General features: G+C 51.9%; 15 protein-coding genes. 8 read left to right on the forward strand and 7 right to left on the reverse strand.

Going from position 1 to position 22,380, the window contains the following annotated elements:
• Positions 1 to 16 precede the first annotated feature (16 nt).
• From BK816_RS06935 to mobA, 3 genes are read left to right on the forward strand one after another with little or no spacing between them, the layout of a single operon-like run.
• Positions 17 to 1,282, forward strand: a complete 1,266-nt coding sequence (locus BK816_RS06935) for a molybdopterin molybdotransferase MoeA (RefSeq protein WP_071164518.1) — start codon at positions 17 to 19, stop codon at positions 1,280 to 1,282.
• A gap of 39 nt (positions 1,283 to 1,321) precedes the next feature.
• Positions 1,322 to 1,798 (forward strand): cyclic pyranopterin monophosphate synthase MoaC, encoded by a 477-nt coding sequence (gene moaC, locus BK816_RS06940; protein WP_071164519.1) that lies wholly within the window; start codon positions 1,322 to 1,324, stop codon positions 1,796 to 1,798.
• Entirely contained in the window at positions 1,791 to 2,501 is a 711-nt protein-coding gene (gene mobA / locus BK816_RS06945) for a molybdenum cofactor guanylyltransferase (protein WP_083379134.1), read from the forward strand. Before moaC ends, mobA begins: the two co-directional genes overlap by 8 nt.
• A gap of 223 nt (positions 2,502 to 2,724) precedes the next feature.
• On the opposite strand, the gene BK816_RS06950 is transcribed toward mobA, so the two are convergent.
• The gene (locus BK816_RS06950) at positions 2,725 to 4,560 is read right to left on the reverse strand and encodes a phosphoenolpyruvate carboxykinase (GTP) (protein WP_071164521.1); all 1,836 of its coding nucleotides are present in this window, start codon (positions 4,558 to 4,560) and stop codon (positions 2,725 to 2,727) included.
• Between the two features lie 305 nt (positions 4,561 to 4,865).
• On the opposite strand from BK816_RS06950, the gene BK816_RS06955 reads away from it, so the two are divergent.
• Together BK816_RS06955 and BK816_RS06960 are read left to right on the forward strand one after the other, a co-directional pair.
• The gene (locus BK816_RS06955) at positions 4,866 to 5,642 is read left to right on the forward strand and encodes a lysoplasmalogenase family protein (protein ID WP_071164522.1); all 777 of its coding nucleotides are present in this window, start codon (positions 4,866 to 4,868) and stop codon (positions 5,640 to 5,642) included.
• 186 nt (positions 5,643 to 5,828) lie between these two features.
• Positions 5,829 to 7,871 (forward strand): family 43 glycosylhydrolase, encoded by a 2,043-nt coding sequence (locus BK816_RS06960; protein WP_071164523.1) that lies wholly within the window; start codon positions 5,829 to 5,831, stop codon positions 7,869 to 7,871.
• Positions 7,872 to 8,200: 329 nt separating this feature from the next.
• Here the strand turns inward: BK816_RS06960 and trpB are convergent, their stop codons facing one another.
• Positions 8,201 to 9,409 (reverse strand): tryptophan synthase subunit beta, encoded by a 1,209-nt coding sequence (trpB, locus tag BK816_RS06965; RefSeq protein ID WP_071164524.1) that lies wholly within the window; start codon positions 9,407 to 9,409, stop codon positions 8,201 to 8,203.
• Positions 9,410 to 9,671: 262 nt separating this feature from the next.
• On the opposite strand from trpB, the gene BK816_RS06970 reads away from it, so the two are divergent.
• Positions 9,672 to 10,415: an ABC transporter permease gene (locus BK816_RS06970; RefSeq protein WP_071164525.1), complete on the forward strand. Its 744-nt coding sequence runs from the start codon at positions 9,672 to 9,674 to the stop codon at positions 10,413 to 10,415.
• A gap of 121 nt (positions 10,416 to 10,536) precedes the next feature.
• Positions 10,537 to 11,400, forward strand: a complete 864-nt coding sequence (locus tag BK816_RS06975) for a mechanosensitive ion channel family protein (RefSeq protein ID WP_071164526.1) — start codon at positions 10,537 to 10,539, stop codon at positions 11,398 to 11,400.
• A 77-nt stretch (positions 11,401 to 11,477) separates the two neighbouring features.
• On the opposite strand, the gene BK816_RS06980 is transcribed toward BK816_RS06975, so the two are convergent.
• Together BK816_RS06980 and BK816_RS09740 are read right to left on the reverse strand one after the other, a co-directional pair.
• Positions 11,478 to 13,172, reverse strand: a complete 1,695-nt coding sequence (locus tag BK816_RS06980; RefSeq protein ID WP_071164527.1) for an FAD-dependent oxidoreductase — start codon at positions 13,170 to 13,172, stop codon at positions 11,478 to 11,480.
• Between the two features lie 50 nt (positions 13,173 to 13,222).
• Positions 13,223 to 13,354, reverse strand: coding sequence for a hypothetical protein (locus BK816_RS09740; protein ID WP_257786285.1), 132 nt, complete (start codon positions 13,352 to 13,354; stop codon positions 13,223 to 13,225).
• A 399-nt stretch (positions 13,355 to 13,753) separates the two neighbouring features.
• On the opposite strand from BK816_RS09740, the gene BK816_RS09315 reads away from it, so the two are divergent.
• On the forward strand, positions 13,754 to 19,966 hold the full coding sequence (locus BK816_RS09315) for a beta-N-acetylglucosaminidase domain-containing protein (RefSeq protein WP_071164528.1): 6,213 nt from the start codon (positions 13,754 to 13,756) through the stop codon (positions 19,964 to 19,966).
• Between the two features lie 373 nt (positions 19,967 to 20,339).
• On the opposite strand, the gene BK816_RS06990 is transcribed toward BK816_RS09315, so the two are convergent.
• The 3 genes from BK816_RS06990 to BK816_RS07000 form a co-directional block, all read right to left on the reverse strand.
• Positions 20,340 to 20,930 (reverse strand): P-loop NTPase family protein, encoded by a 591-nt coding sequence (locus BK816_RS06990; RefSeq protein ID WP_156982003.1) that lies wholly within the window; start codon positions 20,928 to 20,930, stop codon positions 20,340 to 20,342.
• A gap of 46 nt (positions 20,931 to 20,976) precedes the next feature.
• Positions 20,977 to 21,249, reverse strand: a complete 273-nt coding sequence (locus BK816_RS06995) for a hypothetical protein (protein WP_071164529.1) — start codon at positions 21,247 to 21,249, stop codon at positions 20,977 to 20,979.
• 719 nt (positions 21,250 to 21,968) lie between these two features.
• Positions 21,969 to 22,370: a hypothetical protein gene (locus BK816_RS07000; RefSeq protein WP_071164530.1), complete on the reverse strand. Its 402-nt coding sequence runs from the start codon at positions 22,368 to 22,370 to the stop codon at positions 21,969 to 21,971.
• Positions 22,371 to 22,380: the final 10 nt, after the last annotated feature.

Genomic DNA, 22,380 nt, shown 5'->3' on the forward strand with positions numbered 1-22,380 from the left:
CTCCGTGGAAAGGAAAATGATGAATCCGCTTAGTGTTGAGTCTTATTTGGAAAAGATTTTGGCGCCGATTTCTCCCAGTAAAGTGGTGACTGTGCCCCTGTTGGAGGCGGTTGGTATGGTGGCTGCCGAGGATATGGCAGCTAAGCTGTCGGTGCCACCTTTTACTAACTCGGCGATGGATGGTTTTGCTTTCAATAGCGCGGATCTTTCTGCTGAGCTGCCGTTTACTTTGCAGGTAGTTGGCGAGGTCGCTGCCGGTTCTGGTGAGGCCTTGCGCTGTGAGGCGGGGCAGGCAATCCGCATTATGACTGGTGCTCCCCTGCCGGCTGGTGCCAACACGGTTGTGCCCGTGGAACTCACTGACCAGGAGCCTGGCCCGGCTGATTTGCCTCAGGCTGTGCAGGTGCGTGAGAGCGTGAAGCCGGGTGCGAATGTGCGTCAGGCTGGTGAGAATGTGCAGCCTGGTGACATTGTGGTTAAGCGCGGTGATGTGCTCAGCCCGGCCGCGTTGTCGGCTTTGGCTTCGGTTGGTTTTGGACAGGTGCCGGTTTATTCTCGCCCTCGGGTGGCGGTGATTAGCACTGGTGACGAGTTGGTGCCCGCTGGGGTGGAACCGGGTGCGGGACAGATCCCGGATTCGAACTCGGTTTTGCTTTCGAGTTTGTTGTCGCAGCAGGGGTATGAGGTGCAGGTGACTCCGATTGCCTCTGATTCTCCAGAGCAACTGTTGGCTGCTTTGCAGGATTTAGCTAATGAGGTTGATTTGATTATTAGCACTGGTGGTGTTTCTGCCGGTGTTTATGATGTGGTGAAGGCGGCTACTTCACAGCTCGGGGTTGATTTTACTAAGGTGGCGATGCAGCCGGGGAAGCCGCAGGGTTTCGGCATGGTGAATGCTGCCGGTAAGCAGATTCCGTTCGTGGCTTTGCCTGGTAATCCGGTTTCGGTTTTTGTTTCTTTCCATTTGTTTGTGACCCCGGTTTTGGCTACTTTGCAGGGACGCAGTGGGGATGCTTTGACGTGGTTGGAGGCGAAGCAGATTTCGGCTCGGATTGTTCATGAGGTGAAGTCTCCTAAGGGCCGTCGTCAGTTCTTCCCGGTGCGTTTCTTACGGGACGAGGACGGGTTGTGTTGTGAGCGCACCCACGCGTTGGGTTCGGGCTCGCATTTGGTGGCGACTTTGGCTCAGGCGCAGGGTTTGGCGATTATTCCGGCGGAAACTTTGCAGTTGCCCGCCGATACCGAGTTGCCGGTGATTGATTTGCGTTTGCCTTGGTTCTAATATTTTTGTTTTGCTGAGTTTTGAGAGTTAGAGGAAAAGATGAAGTTTACTCATTTGGATGATGCTGGCCATGCCTACATGGTGGATGTGACCGAGAAGAAGCCGACGGTTCGTCAGGCTACTGCTCGCGGTCGAGTGCGTGTTTCGAAGCCGATTATGGCTGCTTTGCGTGAGGGCACGGTCCCTAAGGGTGACGTTTTGGCAGTGGCTCGTATTGCGGGGATTAGTGCGGCTAAGCGGGTGCCCGAGTTGTTGCCTTTGGCGCACACGATTGGGGTGCATGGGGCTTCGGTTGATTTGGAATTGGCCGAGGAACATGTTTTGATTACTGCCACGGTTCGCACTGCTGACCGTACTGGGGTGGAAATGGAAGCTTTGACGGCTGTGTCTGTGGCTGCTTTGACTGTGGTGGATATGGTCAAGGGCGTCGACAAGCTGGTTAGCATCGAAGAGTGTCAGATTGTCGCTAAGAGCGGTGGCCGCTCTGGTGATTGGGTGCGCCCTGAAAATGCCTGAGCTTTCTGCTTCTTCGGCCCTGTCTTCGTCACTGCCCCCGTTAGAGACTATGTCGTCTGGGAATGGTCGCCAGAACGCTAGCGCTAGAGCTAATGTTCCGCAGGAAAGTTTTTCCTTGCCTAATTTGGGTTTGGTGTTGTTAGCTGGTGGCACGGGTCGGCGATTGGGTGGTGCTTCGAAGCCTGATCTGACGCTTTCGGGTAACCGTTTGGTGGATCTGGTTTTGGCTCGTTGCGCGGAAACGTTTCCGGATAGTCCTGTAGTGGTGGTTGCTCCTGAGTCTTTGGATTTGCCTGCTGGCACTTTGCAGACTTTGGAGTCTCCACCTTTTGGTGGGCCTGCGGCGGGAGTGGATACTGGCTGGAAGTTTTTGCTTGAGCGTTTTCCGGCTTTGTCATTGGTTGGCGTTTTACCGGTTGATGCCCCGCGGGCACCTTTTGCTTTGGCTGCGTTGCTTGCCGCTGCTTCTCCCCTTTCGAGCGCTTCGGGGGCGATGGCCGCGACTGGCGAGCAGTTGCATCCGACTTTGACTTTGGCTCGGATTAAGGCTTTAACTGCCGAGTATGCGGGGTCAGATGTGCGTGATATGTCTTTGCGGAAGTATTGGCGCCCATTAGATTTGCCGACTTACCAAGTGCCGGAATTTTTTACTGAGGATATTGATACTCCACAGGATTTAGCTAGGCAACGTGAGGTCGACTAGGTCGCCGAGGGCGAAGGCAAGATACCCGGCGTAGTAGCTGTGCTTGCTTGGTCGGATAGGTAGCTAAGCTTTCCGCTTTTGCCTTTGAGTGTGATGGTTTGTTGGTGTCATGTGCCGCTTTTGCTTCCTGTTTTTGTTGCGTTAATTAGTTGGAGCCCCAACGAGTTTCCTCGTTGGGGCTCCAACTTTATGCCTGTTTGGCTAGGCGCTTAGCGCCCAGGACTCACTTGGCGTTGTTGATGCGCTCACGTAGCTTGGCGAGCTGTTCGAGAATACGAGCTGGGACCTTGTCGCCAAACTGCTTGAAGTATTCTTCGGTTTCAGCTGCTTCTGCATCCCATGCTTCAGGATCGATGGTGTAGAGCTTCTTCCAAGTTTCTTCGTCGAAGTCCTTGAGGCCTTCGATGTTGAAGTCTTCGAACTTGGGGTAAAGACCGGTTAGGCCTTCAACTGCTTCAACTTCACCGGCGGCGCGACGAACGATCCAGTCGAGAACACGGCTGTTTTCGCCGTAGCCTGGCCATAGCCAGTTGCCTTCGTCGTCCTTACGGAACCAGTTAACCTGGTATACCTTCGGGAACTTGTCGCCCAACTTGTCCTGCATTTCCAACCAGTGTGCCCAGTAGTCGGCCATGTGGTAGCCACAGAATGGCAACATAGCGAATGGGTCGTGACGCAAGGAGCCGGCCTTAACGTCGGTGGCGGCTGCGGTAACTTCGGAGGCAACCGAAGCGCCGATGTAGACGCCGTGTGCTGGTTCGTACTGTTCTGCAACCAATGGAACGTTGGTTGCACGACGGCCACCGAAGAGGATGGCGTCGATCGGAACACCCTGAGGAGCTTCCCAGTCGTCACAGATGATTGGGCACTGTGCTGCAGGGGTGGTGAAACGCGAGTTCGGGTGAGCAGCCTTTTCGCGGGAATCTGGGTTCCAGTCCTGGCCCTTCCAGTCGATCAAGTGCTCTGGTGCTGGCATGTCGCAGCCTTCCCACCAAACATCGCCATCATCGGTTAGTGCCACGTTGGTGAAGATGGTGTTGCGGTCCATGGTGTCCATGGCCATTGGGTTGGTGTCGTGCGAGGTGCCTGGGGCAACGCCGAAGAAGCCAGCTTCTGGGTTGATGGCGTAGAGACGGCCATCTGGGCCTGGACGCATCCATGCAATGTCGTCACCAACGGTTTCGACCTTGTAGCCTGGGATGGTTGGCTGGAGCATGGCGAGGTTGGTCTTACCACATGCCGATGGGAATGCGGCGGTGACGTGGTACTGCTTGCCGGTCTTTTCGTCGGTTAGACGCAAGATGAGCATGTGTTCAGCCATCCAGCCGTCACGCTTTGCCATGGTCGAGGCGATACGAAGAGCGAAGCACTTCTTACCGAGTAGGGCGTTGCCGCCGTAACCGGAACCGTAGGACCAGATTTCGTTGGTCTCTGGGAAGTGGGTGATGTACTTTTCTTCGTTGCATGGCCAAGTGGTATCTTCCTGGCCTGGTTCTAGAGGTGCACCAACGGAGTGAACGGCTGGTACCCATTCGCCACCTTCGTTGATGAGATCCATAGCCTTGGCACCCATGCGGGTCATGATGCGCATGTTGCAAACAACGTATGGGGAGTCAGTTAGTTCGATGCCTAGCTGGCTGATTGGGCCACCCAATGGACCCATGGAGAAAGGAACGACGTACATGGTGCGACCCTTCATGGCACCGTCGAACTTTTCGTTGAGGATCTTCTTCATTTCGGTTGGGTCGTACCAGTGGTTGGTCGGACCTGCATCTTCTTCCTTTTCGGAGCAGATGAAGGTACGGGATTCCACACGAGCCACGTCCGAAGGAAGGGAGCGAGCCAAGAACGAGTTTGGACGCTTTTCTTCGTTGAGGCGGGTGAACATGCCGGATTCCACCATTTCGGTGGTTAGGCGGTCCCATTCCTCTTGCGAGCCGTCAGCGAAGTAAACAGCTTCTGGCTTAGCTAGTTCAGCAACGCGGGTTACGAATTCTAGGACGTCTTCCGGAACGTTAGCCGGTGCGACCTCACGAATTTCCTGCGCGGTAACAGTCATTATTATTTGCCTCCTATGGGCGCTCGAGTTCCATGGCTTATGCCACAGGTCTACGGTCACTATTTTGCTACAAGTTGTGGCTGAAAACGTTGTCCTAAAGTCCCATTGCCCAAAAATTTCACTCTACGCGAGGTCTCTCAGCTATAAACCGACATTTCACTTTTCTGTAGCGTAGAATACTGGCTCTAGGCTTTTCCTCTTTAGGAACTGTGGGTTTCTAAGCACTCTCTGCAATGATGCAGATAACAACTTTTAGTCACTATCACGGTTTGACTATCTATTCGCTTTTTGGAATAGGAGCGGCAATGTTGCCACCTTTTGAGCTGGATTGGTTGCATGGTTCTCCCCTGCTTACTTTTGGGATCAGCACTCCGCTACTTCCTTTGCTGCTGGGTTCAGTTTTTGTGTTGGTTGCACTGGTGAATGTGGGAGCAAATTTGCGTGACGCTTCTGGAGTGGCACGTTGGTCGAAACCATTTTTGGTTCCGCTACTGATCGCTATGGCTATCACGTGGTCACTTTCAAGCGCACATACCACACCTGTCAGTTGGAGTGTTTATCTTCTGATTGGGGCATTGGTTTTCGGTTGGCTTGGTGATGTATTTTTGCTGGCCGAGGGCGACACGTTTTTCCTGTTGGGTCTAGTGTCATTTCTGGTAGGCCACGTGTTTTACGCTGCGATCAGCCTGTACTGGCTTTCTCTTTGGGGCTGGCCCAGCCTGGGCAAGATTCTATTCGCCCTCCTTGCCGGTGGACTCTACGCTTTCTTTGCTTTCCCCTTCATGTACAGCAAAGCCCGCGACGATAGTTTGATAAAGACTTTTCCCATTGCCGTCTTTTTCTATAGCGGAGTCATTTTGACTGCCACTATCCTGTTCTTGATTGCGCACCTGCAATCCCCCACTTTGGGAACCGAAGCGTGCCTTTGGGGCGCTGCCTTGTTTTTAGTTTCAGACACTACTTTGTCGAAACAAGTTTTTTATCGTCATTCAAAACTGAGACAAGGAATGTTGATGTGCACCTACCTGGCAGGCCAGTGTCTATTAACTGGCGGAATTTTGGCGGTTAGCGCAAGTATTTAGCGTTGACATTTTAACGATTTTCGCAAGTATCTAATTCTTGACAAAGTCAAAAACTTACAACGACTTTTTCTTGCAATTTCAATGATTTCAGGTGATTTTGCTTAAATTCAACGCGCAAAATTCTTTTTATCGTTCTAGTATCTCTACTTGGGGTGGACAAATATCCAAAAAATGAAAGGACGATCAATGCAGAATCTCCATTCGCGCACTCGTCGAGTCCTAGCTGCTGCTGCTTCGGTTACCGTTGCTGCTTCTCTAGGTCTTGCTGGCGCAACTTCCGCAATGGCTGCTGATAAGCCAGTTGCCAAAGATAAGGCCACTAAGACCGCAACCGCTGAGCCAAAGGCTGCTAAGACTCCTGAGGCAAAGCCAGCAGCCAAGGCTGAACCCAAGAAGGTTGACAAGGTTCTAGAACACGAGCCTTTCAACAAAGACACCAACTTTGAATACGTTGATAACTTCCCTGATCCTGATATCTACTTCGATAAGGACACCAAGACTTACTACGCCTTTTCTACCACTGCAAAAGGCGCATTGGCTCCCGTTGTCACCTCTAAAGATCTCAAGGTCTGGAGTGACGTTGATGGCTACAAGCCACCAAAGAACCCTAAGAATGGCCGTTACCCTCTAAAGTACCTACGCGCCATGAAGGATAACTGGGGAAATGCTATTGCCGAGCACTTTGTTGACGGTCTGTTAGATCTTCCAGTTTGGACCTCCGCTCCAAACAGCGATAAAGATGAATCTAATTTCAAGCGCCGTATTTGGGCCCCAACCGTAGAAAAGTTGGACAACGGCAACTACCTAATGGTTTTCGCTGTCGAACAGGCTCCAGAGAGTAAGACGCTCGGTTACGGACGCTGGTGCCTCTCCTACGCAGTTGCTACCAAGGAACTAGCTGCTCAGTCTGGTCGTAAGCTCACCCCTGCTGGCCCATACGCTGACACCACTTCGAAGCCGCTCTACTGCTCCGACGATCCTGCTGGCACCATTGACCCAGATCTCTTCCGCGATCCTAAGACCGGTCAGCTCTACTTGCTAGCTAAGAACGAAGGCAACAACAAGAACGGCTTCCCTGGCGGCGCTGCCAAGCTTCACGTCCACAAGGTCAAGCAAAATGGCAACACCATTAGCCTAGAAGGCAAGGACACTGTCCTCAGCTACGCCCAGATGGAACCATGGCGTGAAGGCTACGAGCCCGGTATGCGTCACACTTGGGAAGGTCTCTTGAACGAGAACCCATCCATGGTTTACTACAAGGGCAAGTACTACCTGTTCTACTCGGCTAACGAGTACAAAACTGCCGACTACGCCACTGGATACAGCATCTGCGAAACCCCAATGGGTCCTTGCAAGCGCGTTTCCACCCAGCCTCTTTTGAAGGCTGACAAGGCATGGAACCAGCTCGGCCCAGGTGGCGCCAGCGCCTTCGTTGATACCGAAGGCAAGCTCCGTTTGGCCTACCACGCTTACCCAGCAAAGATGCGTGACGACAAGGGTAACTTGAAGGACGTTACTAACCTTGATCAGACCCCACGCGTCCTACAGGTCGGCACCCTTGACACCTACGACAAGGCTGGCCGTTTGGTAATCACTGAACGTTCGAACCGTCTCCCAGCAGATGTTGCTGCTCCTAAGACCGGTAAGTTCATTGACATCAACAAGACCACCGATCACTACGCTGCTATGGTATGGATGGACAAGACTGGTATTGCTACCGGTTGGGCCGCTAAGGGTGGCCGCACCTACCGTCCAACCACTCCAGTAACCCGTGAAGCAATGGCTGCCTTCATCTACCGTGCAGCTGGCTCACCAATCTACACTCCTCCAGCAAACTCCGCTGATTGCTTCAAGGACATCTCCAAGAGCGCCTTCAGCAAGCAGATCTGCTGGATGAAGGAATCGGGCCTTTCGAAGGGTTGGCCAGACAAGACCTTCCGTCCAAACGACCCAATCTCGCGTGAAGCTATGGCTGCATTCATGTACCGCCTAGCCAAGAGCCCGAAGTTCACCCCTGTTACCAAGGATGGCTTCGTTGACCTCTCCAAGTCCTACTTCAAGAAGGAAATGCAGTGGATGCAGGCCGCTGGCATCGCCAACGGTTGGAAGGTCGATGGCAAGCGCGAATACCGCCCAGCCGTGAACGTCAACCGTGACGCTATGGCTGTCTTCTTGAAGAACATGGTCTCCAAGTACTCGATCAAGTTTGATGGCACTAAGCGCCTCTGATTGAGCCACTGACCGCTAACAAACGTTAGCAACCAGTTCTCTCGCCGAGGGCGACAAGGAACGATAAGTTTCCGGATCTAATCCGGCGCTTATCCCCCTTGTCGCCCTCGGTATTTTAATGCAAGAAGTACGACAAAAAAGATAAAAATAGCCGAATCTCAGGCTAAGTAAAAGGTTAAGAGCTACCAAGGATAAGAAATAACTTTGGGGGCGGAATCCTGGGTAAATGGATTCCGCCCCCAAATAGGTTTTCAAGCCCACAACGTACGGTTAAAACCCCACTAAAAAGGTGAAGCTAATGACCGTCGCAGACTAAATGTGTCAAGCGATCAGAGTCCGAGACGCTCGGCCACATAGTCGACGTCCTTATCGCCACGGCCCGAAAGGTTAGCCACCACGATCTTGTCGGAGTCTAGTTCCTTCGCTAGCTGGCAGGCGTAAGCAACTGCGTGCGACGATTCGAGTGCCGGGATAATACCCTCCGACTTGGACAGCTGGCTAAACGCAGCCAGAGCAGCCTGATCGTCACAAGTTACATAATTGACTCGGCCGCTGTCACGCAAAGCGGCGTGCTGCGGGCCAACGCCTGGATAATCCAGACCGGAAGCAATCGAGTGAACCGGCGAAGGTTCACCATTTTCTTCCTGGAGCACCAGAGTGTTCATGCCGTGAATGAAACCAGCCGATCCCTTAGCCATGGTGGCCGCGTGACGCTGCCCATCAAGTCCTTCACCAGCGGGCTCAACCCCGTAAAGAGCAACTTCACTCTCTGGCAAGAAGGCATCAAAGAGGCCCATCGCGTTCGAGCCACCGCCAACACAAGCCACTAGCGCATCTGGCAGACGCCCCTCGGCCTTAAGCATTTGCTCCTTAACTTCCTTCCCCACCACGGACTGGAAGTCACGAACCATCGAAGGATACGGATCTGGGCCCACCACCGAACCGATGCAAAACATGGTGTCTTCATAGTCGGCAGCATAAGTATCGAATGCCGAGTCAACAGCTTCCTTCAAAGAACGACCACCATGAGAAACCGGCACCACCTTAGCGCCCAGCAACTGCATGCGGATTACGTTCGGATGCTGCTTTTCCACGTCAATCTCACCCATGTGAACTTCACATTCGAGACCGAGAAGCGCGGCAGCGGTAGCTAGTGCCACCCCATGCTGACCCGCACCGGTTTCAGCAATCACCTTGCGCTTGCCCATACGCTTAGCCAAAAGTACTTCGCCGAGGCAGTGGTTAATCTTGTGGGAACCAGAATGGTTCAAATCCTCACGCTTGAGGTAAATCTTGGCGCCACCGACCTCGCGAGTAAGATTCTCAGCAAAATAAAGCAAAGACGGGCGGCCAACATAGTTGACCAGTAAGTCACGGTAAGCTGCCTGAAATTCTGGATCATTAGCTGCTTTCGCATAAGCTTCTCGCACCTGCGCGATAGGCTTAACCAAATGTGGGGGCAACTCTGCCCCACCGTAAGCGCCAAAGTAACCGTTTTCATCTGCACGGAAAACCTGAGAGGAATTTTCCTGTGTCATTTTTTCTCTCCTTGTTGTTTTGTTTTGCCCAAGGAGACAACAAAAAATCGCCCCCTTTGAGGCGATCACTTTTGCACGAGAAAGAGCCGCCTAACTAGGCGCGCCACCAGTTCTTTAAGTGCATCATGGCGGAAACAATAACACGTCTTTTGCTTTCTAGGCAAATGGAAAATATATGCCAAACCAAACTCACAAATGAGAGACTGCTTAACTATTACTCTCTGGGGTGGACAGTACTATATGGAACTAGTAGAACTTCCTCATGGCTATCTCAACTACTGCACTACTCCACACCCTAATTGGGTGTGCCATTTTCTTGGCGCTAACCCTAGCGATCCAAAAATGGTACGGAGTACAGCTCGGTTGGCAGCCACTCATCGCCGGACTTCGGGCAGTAATCCAGCTAGCTGCACTTTCACTAATTCTGCACGGCATTTTCGACAATATTTACCTTGCCTGGGTCTTCGTGGGTGTCATGATGCTAATTGCCTCACTAACATCAATGCGACGCTCGAAAGGCCTCATTTACGGGGCAATTGCTGCCCCCGCCGGCATTGTCGTGTCAGCTTCAATCACCATCATTGCGATTTTCGCCATCCACATGCTGGACTTTAGCGTCTCTCACCTAATCGCCGTTGGTGGCATCGTCACCGGCAACTGCATGAGCGCCGCCACCCTCACCGGTCGACGCTTCATGGCCTCCTCTAAAGCTATGCGCGGTGAAATCGAAGGCTGGCTCGCCCTCGGTGCACCACCACAGCGAGCATTCCTAGACGTCTCACGTGTGTCCATCCGCGAAATGCTGATCCCCAAAATCGACCAAACCAAAAACACCGGCCTTGTGACCCTACCAGGGGCCTTCGTTGGTGCCCTCATGGGTGGAGCCGTCCCCATCGAAGCAGCACAGTTCCAAATCGTGGTACTCATTTCGATCATGTTTGCCTCAACCTTAACCGCAACCATCCAAACCATGATCCTCTCGCGAGCCACCAAACTCTCAATCTGAGCTCGCGCCACAAAGCCCCAATCTGAACCCGACTCCCCTGCTAGGAAAACCCCAAGCTCCCCAAAGTTACTTGCATCGCCTAGGCTTGCCGCTGTGGTAGCCGGCTTTTAGAGTAGTACACATGAAAAATCCTGGTCTTGCTGCCCTCACCATGGCAGGAGCCTTGCGTGGGCTCACGGTTTTCGTAATTGGCCTTTTGCTTGCCTTTGCGGTGGCCTTCCTCGTGCGACAGTTCATGCGTTGGCGTGGACGCGGCTCAAGTTCGCGCCGTATTCTCAGCCGAGTACTTTTCTGGGTCCTCGCGCTATTGTCGTTAATGGCAGCTCTAACAGTGGTTTTCCCGTCGATTAACCCGGTCGACGTCCTCGGCGGTTTGGGAGTCATTTCGGTGGCCGCCGGTATCGCCTTCCAGACCGTCCTCGGCAATATGTTTGCCGGCATGGTGATCCTCTCCCGCGACCGCTTCCGCGTAGGCGACCAAGTGATTGTCGGCGAAAACGCGGGCACCATCACCCAGATTCATCTTTCTTCCACAATCATCCGCACCTTCGACGGGCAGTTGGTGATTATTCCGAACACCATCATGCATTCCACCCAAGTGGTAGTTCAGACCGGGTTCGAGCGGATCCGCACCTGCGTGCGCGTCGCCCTTTCAACCAGCGCCGATTTTGATCAGGCGCAAGCAGTGGCCGAAAAGACCATGCGAAACCTCGACCTCGTAATGAATGAGCCAGCCCCACGGGCCATGTTTTCAGAAGTGGGCACCGAGTCCGTCACCATGGAGCTGCTCTTCTGGTCAGGATCGACCAAGCTCGAGTCACGCGAAGCCACCGACACCATTATTCGTACCGTCGTTTCTGCCTTGCAGGCCGAGGGCGTGCCCCTAGCGACCAGTGGCCTAGAAAATGCCAAACTCATCGCCAGCCGCGCTTTCCCCAACGAAAGCGCCGGCAAACCAAATGCCAAAACCGAGGTCAGCAAATAGTCGATAAAGCTTTGGGGTGCTAAGTTCGTAAACTTAGCACCCCAAATTGTTTTCGCGAGATAGAAAGACTAGTTCTCTCAGGCCTGCTGGGCGTCCCGCTCTTGCTTGCGCTGCCAGGCGCTCCAAGAGGTGTAACCACCGTCGAGGTTAGTGGCTGCCAAATCATGTGCCTTCAAGATCTGCACGGCGGTGTGCCCACGCACGCCCACCGCACAGTGCACCACGATTTCCTTTCCATTAGCGAGCTCTCGCACCTCGTCGATACGATCACGCAAATCGTCCAGTGGCACGTTTACTGCCTGCGGGATGTTGCCACGCTCGAACTCGCCCACGGTTCGCACGTCTAGCACCAAATGACCATCAGCCTGCTTCTGCGCGAGGTCATGAATATCAACGCTGGATGTCACGCCGCTAGCCAAGTTATCAGCCACGAAGCCGAGCATGGTAATCGGATCCTTGGCAGAACCAAACTGAGGGGCGTAAGCCAAGTCAATACCAGCCAAGTCGGTTGCCAGTAAACCGCCCGCAATCGCCGTAGCAATCACGTCGATTCGCTTATCCGCTCCGGCCCCACCGACTGCCTGCGCGCCTAGAATTTCGAGGGTCTTGGGATCATAAACCAGCTTCAATGCCAGTTTTTCCGCACCCGGGTAATAGGTAGCGTGGTTGAACGGGTGAGTATGGATGGTGGCCACTTCCCGCCCATTTGCCTTTGCTTTGCGCTCATTCCAACCGGTAGCAGCAACCGTCAAACCGAGGACGCCCACCACCGCCGTGCCCAATACTCCGGCGGTCTTGCGAACTTGGCCATCACCGTTGCTCGGAGCCAAGCCAACAATAATGTCAGCCACCGCGCGACCATCACGGTTCGCACTATTGGCCAAAGGAATATGAACTGGAGCTCCATCAATCCGGTCACGCTTAACCACCGCGTCCCCAACCGCAAAGATATCGGGGTCACTAGTCCGTTGGCTCTCGTCGACCACGATGCCACCACGCTGATCGGTTTCGAGGCCGGCATCCTTCGCAATATTGGTATCTGGACGAACGCCCACTGCGATAATCACCATTTCGGCCGGAACTTGCTTCCCCGACTTAAGCACTACGGCGTCCTCGGTAATCTCAGTGGCCTGATCGTTAGTGACCACCTTAATCCCTTGGTCGATCAGGTGATTTTCCACCATTGCCGCCATCTCATCATCGAGTGGCGCCAAAATCTGAGGAGCCGCTTCCACCAAAGTGACCTCAATGCCACGCTTGTGCAAGTTCTCAGCTAGTTCGAGGCCGATAAAGCCTGCGCCGAGCAATGCGGCAGTCTTTGGTTTGGTCTGTACCTGCGCCATAATGGCATCCACATCGGCCACATTCCGCAAAGTCAAACCGCGTTCCGCCCCTGGCATGGGTGGCACAAAAGGCTTAGCCCCAGGAGCCAAAATTAGCTGATCGTACTCGAAGGTTTTCTCGCCCTCGGGAGTATTAGCGGTGACTTCTTTGCGTTCACGATCAATCTTCACCGCATCATGTTGCACCAAAACATCAAGGTTAAAGCGCGACTTGAGAGATTTTGGCGTCTGTAGCAATAGTGCGTCACGTTCCTCAATCACCCCACCGGCATAGTAGGGCAAACCACAGTTCGCGAAAGAAACATGTTCCCCACGTTCCAGAATGGTAATCTCTGCGTTTTCGTCAAGACGACGAAGGCGGGTGGCCGCTGACATTCCACCAGCAACACCACCGATAATCAGTACTTTACGAGCATTGTTAGCAGTCATCTTTAACCGTCCTTATGGTTGACCAGAAGCTTTGTTGAAGTCTTTCGGCGTTAGTTGTTGGCGTCTTGATCGCAAGTGCATCGTTGATCTTGCGGCACGCTAGCCATCACTTGATCTGCATGCATTCCACAACCAGTCCAAGTAGTTTTGCGGCATTTGGGGCAAATAATTGGGCTACACATAGTTACTCCTTAATCTTGGGATACCCCTCAATAATATACCCCCGGGGGTATCTACTCAACTTTTATTTGCCTATTCCATTTTTCCTAAGAGGGCAAACATTCTCAAGGAAAAGACAGCGTGACGTTTCTTGTGCATAAATATTCAGCTCTGCCACAACACCTTCCTCAACCACTAAACCCATCACGCTCACCCAGTTTTGCGCCAACCACTCTCGAAGCTACAGAAAAATCCCTACTGCCAACACAGTACTTAATGCCCACTTTGACGATCAAAACATGAACGTGAGGAAAAAATCAGCATTTTTGCACAGCTACACTTTTACGAAAATAGGAAAAGAATTGTATACTCATACAAAATGTTTATTTACGTAAACACCATCCCGAACACAAGGAAGTGTGATGATTAAACGCGTATTGTCTGGATTGTTGGGCTTCGCGCTAGCGGTGACGCTAGTGGGACTCCAACCATTTCAAGCGATTGCCATTGCGGCTCCGCTTGACTATGAAATCTACCCAACGCCGCATACCATTTCTTACCAAGATGGCGATTTCATTCTCCGCAATGAAGCCAATTTGGTAACTGATTCTAAGGTCGATTTGGCCACCAAGAATCGTGCGAAAGAAGCTTTGGGTAAGGCTGGGATCACTGCCACCGAGAGTGGCGCAGTAGCTCCTAACAAGCTCAACGTACTTGTCGGCATGACCGCTGACAGTGCGGCAGCAAAGTTCATTAAGGAAGCTGGAGTCAGCACTAGCGAAACGCTAGCCAAGGCCGACTCTTACGTCCTCGTCATTAAGAACGGCACCATTGCAGTGCAAGGTAAGGACGAAGACGGTACCTTCTATGGCACCACTACCCTGTACCACATCTTGGCACAGCTACCAAGCTTCCGAGTACGTAACTTGGTCATCCACGACTGGGCCGACGTGCTAAGCCGCGGCTTCATCGAAGGCTACTACGGTAACCCTTGGTCGAAGCAGGATCGCATCAACCTAATGAAGTTCGGTGGCTACTACAAGCTAAACTCCTACTTCTACGCTCCTAAGGACGACCCGAAGCACAACGCAAAGTGGCGTGAACTTTACACTCCTGAAGAACTAAACGATATTCGCGAAATGGCCGAGGCCGGTAACGCTTCGAAGACTCGCTTCGTTTACGCTTTGCACCCCTTCATGAACTCGCCAATGCGTTTCGATAGCAACTACGATGCCGATTTCAAGGTTTTGACTGCTAAGTACAAGCAGGTTATCGACTCTGGCGTTCGTGAAATCGCTTTGTTGGCCGACGATGCTCGCAACTTCGGTCACGCAAACTACAAGCGTTTGCTTGAAGATCTCACCAAGTTCTTGAAGAAGGAACAGGCTAACTACCCTGACCTCAAGATCACTCTTCCTTTCTGCGTTGTTGACTACATGGGTTGGGGCCACGCCGAATACTCGGAATTCCCTGCCAATGTTCAGATCATCATGACTGGTGGTCGTGTTTGGGGCGAAGTCACCAACAACTTCACCCAGCGCTTCACCTCCACCGCAGGCCGTGGCCCATACTTGTGGATCAACTGGCCTTGCACCGACAACTCGAACCGCCACCTCATCATGGGTGGTAACGCTTCCTTCTTGCACCCAGGTGTTCAGCCACAGAATATCCAGGGCATCGTGCTTAACCCGATGGAACACTCGGAGCCTTCCAAGGTAGCTATCTTCGCTAACGCGGAATACTCTTGGAACATTTGGCAGTCCAATGAAAAGGCCGAGCAGGTTTGGCAGGACGGTTTCCGTCACGCCGACCACATGACCGCTGTTGACACCGAAGCTTCCCGCGCTCTTCGCGAACTTTCGAAGCACATGATCAACCAGGCCATGGACTCCCGTGTGGTTGCTCTTAACGAATCGGTGGAACTTGCTCCTAAGCTCCGCGCTTTCTTGGACAAGTTGGCTGCCAATACCTTCACCGATGAAGATGCCGATCAGATTGCCGCTGAGTTCACCTTGTTGCGTCACTCTGCTGACACCTTCCTTGCCAACCCAGGCACCCCGGTGATGCGCGACCAGATGCGTCCTTTCTTGCAGTCTTTCCAGGACACCGGCGATGCCGCAGTTTCCTTCATGAATGCGCTAAAGGCCGCTAAGCGAGGCGACTCCGCTGCTCTAATGCAGGAATACAACAAGGGTCTTGCCCAGTTGAACGCTTCCCGTTCACACACCTTCCGTTCCAAGATGAACCAGCAGGTTGCCGCTGAAGTTGGCGTCCAGCACATCGTTCCATTCTTGAACAAGGTCCGTGACGACTTGGCTCGCCGAGTTAACGAAACTGCTGACCCAGACTTAGTCACCTCTCGTTACATCACCAACCGTACCGATAACCCTGAAGGTCAAGTTGCGAACGTTTTCGATAACAACACCTCAACTCAGTTGCTTTACAAGAACCCAGCCACAATCGCTAACGGTGAATACGTTGGTGTCTTGTACAACCGCCCAATCGAACTAAAGTCTTACAAGTTCGAACTTGGTCGTAACGGCAACTTGGGTGATACCTTCAAGAAGGCCAAGGTACAGATCACCGAGGACGGCACCAAATGGGTCGACCTCGATCGTGAAGTACTTTCCGACCCTTCCACTGTGAAGAAGGAAAATGTTAACCGTACTGTTCGCGGTATCCGCGTGATTTCCACCGAGGAAAAGACCAACACCTGGCTCGGTGTACGCGACATTGTCATCAACCCTGAAGATGCTCCTGCTCCAGTTGGCAAGATCACTGGTCAGTACTCCAGCAACGGCATTGCTCCTCGTCAGGGCACCCTTGACAAGCTTGGCGATGGCAATGACGAATCTGAAGCAATGTTTGCGAAGAATCCTTACGAACAACCTGATCGTGATTCGATCCCAGCAAACGCTAATGTCACTTTGACTTTGCCTCGCCCAACTGAGGTTGGCAACGTTCACATTGCACAAGGCGTTTCCCGTGCAAGCGACGTGCCGAACAAGGCTGTGCTTGAAGCTCAGGGCGAGGATGGTAACTGGACTGAAGTTGCTCCGCTAGAAAAGATCCAGCGTCAGGACATTGCCGTTAACCGCACTGTTAAGGCATTGCGTATCGTTAACAAGGAAAAGGTCAACATTTGGTGGCGTCTAGGCGAATTCACCGCTAAGGCACCGGTGCGCGACACCGCAGGCACCGAAAATGTCTACACTGACCTTGAAAACCACAATTTGACCGCACGCCTTTCCGAAGGCAAGGCCGAGATTGTTACCCCAGCTCAAGTTTCCCTTGCTGCTGGTAAGTACGTTGGTTTGAAGTTGGATGCGATTCGTAACGTCACCAAGATTGAGGTTAACCCCAATAGCTTGCCTGATGGTCTCGAACTGCAGTACTCGAAGAATACTTTGCAGTGGGAACCAGTTCCTGCCGGTTTCCAGAACGCTGACGCTCGTTACATCCGAATCGTCAACAAGGGATCGGATGCCAAGGAACTCAACCTACAGAAGTTCTTGGTTGGTTACGAAGAAATTGGTGCTTACAAGGTCGAATCCACCATCGATCGTCACCCACGCTGGGGCGGCGATGACATGCGTGTTCGCGACAACGTAGCTAATGTCTTCGACGGTAACCTTAAGACTGATGCCATTATCTCGGGCTACCCGAAGACTGGTAAGACCATTACCTTCGATTTGGGTCGCACCCGTACCTTCAAGTCTTTGCGTTACTACATCAATGAGAACGCCAAGAACTACATCCGTGACGGTGTCTTCGAAGTTTCGGCTGATGGTAACGAACCTTGGACCAAGGTGCTAACCGTCGGCGATGGCGAAGAAAACAACACTTGGGATGACACTAATGCGAAGGATGCCACTTACCTAACTCACGATTCCCAGAACCCTGGCAACATGTATGCCGAGAATGCTGAGATTCCGAACGTTAAGGGTCGTTTCCTCCGCTTCCGCGCAACCACCAACTACGATCACCGCTTCGTTGGTTTCAATGAACTACAGATCAACGGTGGCGAGTACGTCTCCCCAACCGTCAAGCGCGACATTATTAGCAACTCCGCTGAAGTTCCAAACCGCATCGTCGAGAACGCTCTCGATGGCAACCTGGGTACTTCTTGGAAGCCTGCTAATAACTCGGGCGAAATGACTTACCGTCTATCTGAACCACAGCCAGTTAAGGCCATCCGTTTCATTTCGGCTGGCACCCCATCGAATGCTGCTGTCAAGGCACAGTTGTGGGACATTGCTTCTGGTCAGGTTTCGGAAGTTGATTTCGGTACTTTGAACCAGGCAATCTCTGAGTTCAATGTTCCTGATGGCAAGTACTTGCTACAGACCAAGTTGACTTGGAATGGCACTCAGCCAGAGATCTCTCGCATCATCCCAGTTAACAAGAAGGTAACTGTTGACAAGGAGCCATTGCGTGCCGAGGTCGCCAAGGTTCCAGCTTTGGATCCTTACACGGCAGCAAGCCGTGAGAAGGCAGAGCAGGCTTTGCGCGTTGCCAAGGCAGAACTTAACAATGAGTATGCTTCCCAAGCTAGCGTTGATGCTGCTCTAGGCGCTCTCAAGGGTGCGATTGCAGGCCTTGAAAAGAAGGCTGATGTTGCTCCACTGCAGGCACTAGTTGATGAGGATATTCAGAATCCAGATTCAACCTATGAAGATGCTCCTTACACCGAGTACCAGAATGCTCGTGCTCGCGCGCTTAAGACCCTTGAGTTGGCTGATAACCTCAGCCAGGCTGATGCAGATGCTGCTTTGGCAGACTTGCAGCGCGCTAAGGATGGGTTGCGTTACTCCTTCAAACAGAAGGAACTTACTGAAGTTCAGTTGGCTGACTTGGAAAAGTTCGTTGCTGAAACTCCTGAAAACACCTACACCGCTGATAGTTTGCAGGCGCTTAAGGACGCTATGAAGCAAGCTAAGGCAAAGGTGGAAGGTGATAAGGAAGGTGCTCGCCAGGTTCCTAGCGTTTACCCACCAGTTCGCGCAAAGCTTGCCGAGCTAAAGGACGCTTTGAAGCCATATGAGCCAGAGCCGACTCCTGAACCGACTAAGGAACCAACTCCTGAGCCGACTAAGGAACCAACTCCTGAGCCAACCAAGGAGCCTACTCCTGAGCCAACCAAGGAGCCTACCGTCGAACCTACCGTTGAACCGACTGTAGAACCGACTCCTGAGCCGACTAAGGAGCCAACTCCTGAGCCGACCAAGGAACCTACCGTTGAACCGACTGTAGAACCGACTCCTGAAGCAACTAAGGAACCAACTCCTGAACCGACCAAGGAACCAACTCCAGAGCCGACCAAGGAACCAACTCCGGCTCCTAAGCCTCCGGTAAAGCCAACTCCGGAACAGCCGAAGCCTCCGGTTAAGCCAGAACCTACCAAGGAACCGGCACCGAAGCCTCAGCCACCGGTCAAGCCAACTCCAGAGCAGCCAAAGCCTCCGGTAAAGCCTGCACCGACTCCGGCTCCGAAGCCTCCGGTAAAGCCAGAACCGACTCCGGCTCCGAAGCCTCCGGTAAAGCCAGAGCCAACCCCGGTTTTGCCTGATCCGAAGCCTGAGCCGAAGCCGCTTCCTCCGGTTAAGCCTCAGCCTCCGGTAAAGCCTGAACCGACCCCGGCCCCGGTCAAGCCTGAGCCAAAGCCACAGCCAAAGCCAGAGCCGAAACCGACCCCGGTCAAGCCTGAGCCAAAGCCACAGCCAAAGCCAGAGCCGAAACCGACCCCGGTCAAGCCTGAACCTAAGCCACAGCCCAAGCCAGAGCCGAAACCGACCCCGGTCAAGCCTGAACCTAAGCCGCAGCCAAAGCCAGAGCCGAAGCCGACCCCGGTTAAGCCTGAACCTAAGCCGCAGCCAAAGCCAGAGCCGAAGCCGACCCCGGTTAAGCCTGAGCCAAAGCCTGTGCCTAAGCCAGAGCCGAAGCCGACCCCGGTGAAGCCTGTGCCGGTGAAGCCGGTTCCTAAGCCGGCGCCTAAGCCTGTGCCTGAGGTTTTGGATCCGTTCTTGGTTCGTGCCTCTGTTCCTGTTTTCTCGGTTGCGAAGGATGTGCCTTCTGGTGCGTTGTTTGCTGGTGAGATTAAGTGGATGTATGAGGCTGGTATTACTACTGGTTTTAATTCGGATCAGACTTTCCGTCCTGCGGTTGGGATTGATCGTGAGGCGATGGCGGCGTTCTTGTATCGTTTGGCTGGTCGTCCTGATGTGAAGGGTTATCGTCCGGTCTTTAAGGATGTGGATCAGAAGCGGACTTTGTTCTGGCGTGAGATTCAGTGGATGCATGAGGCTGGTATTACTACTGGTTGGGCTGATGGTACTTATCGTCCGTATCAGCCGGTTAATCGTGATGCGATGGCGGCGTTTATGTATCGTTTCTGTGCGAAGTTTGAAGATAAGTGTTCGAAGCATGTTAACCCTAATAAGTTGGTGGTTAATGAGCCGGTTCCGTTTAGGGATGTGAATGCTAAGACTTTGCATCATAAGGCGATTGCGTGGATGCGTCGTGCGAATATTTCGACTGGTTGGGCTGATGGTACTTATCGTCCGGTTCAGCCGATTGAGCGTCGTGCGATGGCCGCTTTCATCTTCCGTATGGTCCACAACGGTACGGTGAAGTAAAGCGTCTTAGCTAGCTTCAAATAGCATTGTTGCCCCCACCTGGAAACACCAGATGGGGGCAACAAACAATTCACCAACAATGCTCTTGCACTAAATCGTTACGCATACACAGCATCGCTACGTTGCGCCAGCTTCCGCGCTAATAGCTCTAATAGTGAAGGCGTCTTCCCAGCCCCTACCCCGTTGCCCCAGAAATATTAGTCAGGTACGCCCTCTGAGCCTTCCAAGTAAACCGTTGTGTTTAACTAAAGCGCTCAGAGATAAATCGATGGCCGAACTTTCAAACAGCAACTACCTAAAATTTTCAGTTAATCAATACTTCAGCTTGATTACCCATTTCCAGCAAAACTGCCATGCTGAACGCCAAAAGCTTTCATTCCTCTCGAGTTTGGCGCAGCTGTTTTAACCAACCCTCTTTTAACGCTTCAAACTGTCGTGGGTCGGTTAAGTGAATCGCCACGGGAAAATTAGGGTCATCGATGGCCTGACGATAAAAGCGACGTTTACGACGAACGGTCCGAAACCACCACAAGAGGATTGAATCGGTAGAAAACAACTGTCTTAAAGTTTCTACGTTTCCGTTACAGATTTCTTCCTGATCCCAAAGCCGCTGTAGGCTTCTTTTAAGCAGGCGTCCAAATGTTACCAACGGAGAATAATCTAAGATAATGACTAGATCCGTTCGCGGGATTACTTTATGACTCAGCACCTGGGAGTATCCAGCCATTACCCATTCAGATTGACTCAGCAACTGATCTGCTAAGTGTTCCTGTTGTGCGATCTCCCGTACGGTCCATTTTGCTTCACTAGCTGGTGCCCAACGAATGTCAACGTCAAAATCAATATACGGACAGTTAAGAATCTGCGCTAGCTCTGCAGCTCCGGTACTTTTTCCAGCCCCCGTTACCCCGATTAACAAAATACGTTTAGATGCCAGAATCTGTTCCACATTTTTGGGCCGCAAGATTATCTCTTCTCCTAGATGCCTCGATCAAAGAACTACCAACAAGCTAAAACCAAGTAGTAATAACGATTGACCCCAACAAGATCACGGCAAACACTAACGCCAAGGTAAGTAAGTTTGCCCTATTTGGTTTATAGCGGTTCACAATCCAAACCCACAGGTATGCAAAAAATAAAAGAAATGCACCAGAAATGACGTAAGCATACCAAGGTGCAGCCTGCAGATACATAGTTACGGCTTGAGTCACCCAAAGAATAAACCCCAACAAAGTCGCATGTCCATAAGTGAACTTTTCAGCCAAATCATTCCGCTCCGGCATGCTTTCTCCTTTGCCAGCGAACCAAATTCAACACTCTAATCTTACAACTTGTCAGAAAAAATAACGTTGATCAGGCTATCAAGCTGGGTCCACTAAAAGTTAATCCGCTCAGCTTTGACCGTAATCAATGCTGGGCGGCGTTAATGCTGATACTTTCTAGACAATTTGGATACAATATGAAGCCCTGACGAAACCGCTTTCGTGCGGGCTTTTTCCCTTGATATCGAGGGAAAGCGCCACTCGCATATAGCGAGGCGAGCCTGCCGGTACAGCTGCTTTAAACCAACCGTATATCACCTGTCATGCCGATACGAAATAAACAACCCATTTGAACAGGTTGGCCACTGCCTGCGTTTCGGGGTTTGCCGATCCGTGCTACATCTCTTTCACTCTTTGAAGCGCTTGTAGTAAATAAAATTTTAGATATCGTTGCATGTGGAGAGAGTGAGGCTTGTCCCAATGTCGCTTTTTTCTGCCTCATTGAATTCTATCGCTTGAGATTGTAGACCCATCAGCGCTAGCAGCAATAAAATGTGTTTGTCCTTCTGTCCAGATATCGAAAATCCGATCTACCGCGGAGATTCCCCACCACGTGAACTTAAAATCGGGTAGGCAAGTGTCTGATTTTTAGTAAGTCGTGCATGTGGACCATTTTTAACTTCAATTCCACAAATGCCACCTCGTTCTTTAAAGGTCTGTAAATACTTGTCTGACAATTTCTATTTAATATAAAATTCTTTATAGCTTATTGCCTGAAACAGATTTATCTCTTTAGGCTGCCAAGGAAACCAGACCAAAATATCACTATTATTTTTATCAAGGCCCACTACCTGAGAGATGATTTCTCTCGAGTCATATTGATGCAACCCTACGATATCTTCTATGAGATATCCAAGAGACTTCTCCGATATTACAGAAATGCTTTCATTTGTTTCAGAGTTAAATAACTCAATCTTCCACTTTTCGGGTGGTGGCAATCGAAAAATAGCCTTCATCTTCCCAATAATTGAAGTTGGCGGATCTGCCTCATTTTCGGTATTTACCCGTTTAACTCTTAGGTAGTCCCAAGATGAGAACTCGCTTACAATTTCAGGGTTGCGGATCGTATACATAGCTTCCATACCCCTCAAC

The sequence above is a fragment of the Boudabousia tangfeifanii genome, from assembly GCF_001856685.1.
GTDB classification, from domain to species: domain Bacteria; phylum Actinomycetota; class Actinomycetes; order Actinomycetales; family Actinomycetaceae; genus Boudabousia; species Boudabousia tangfeifanii.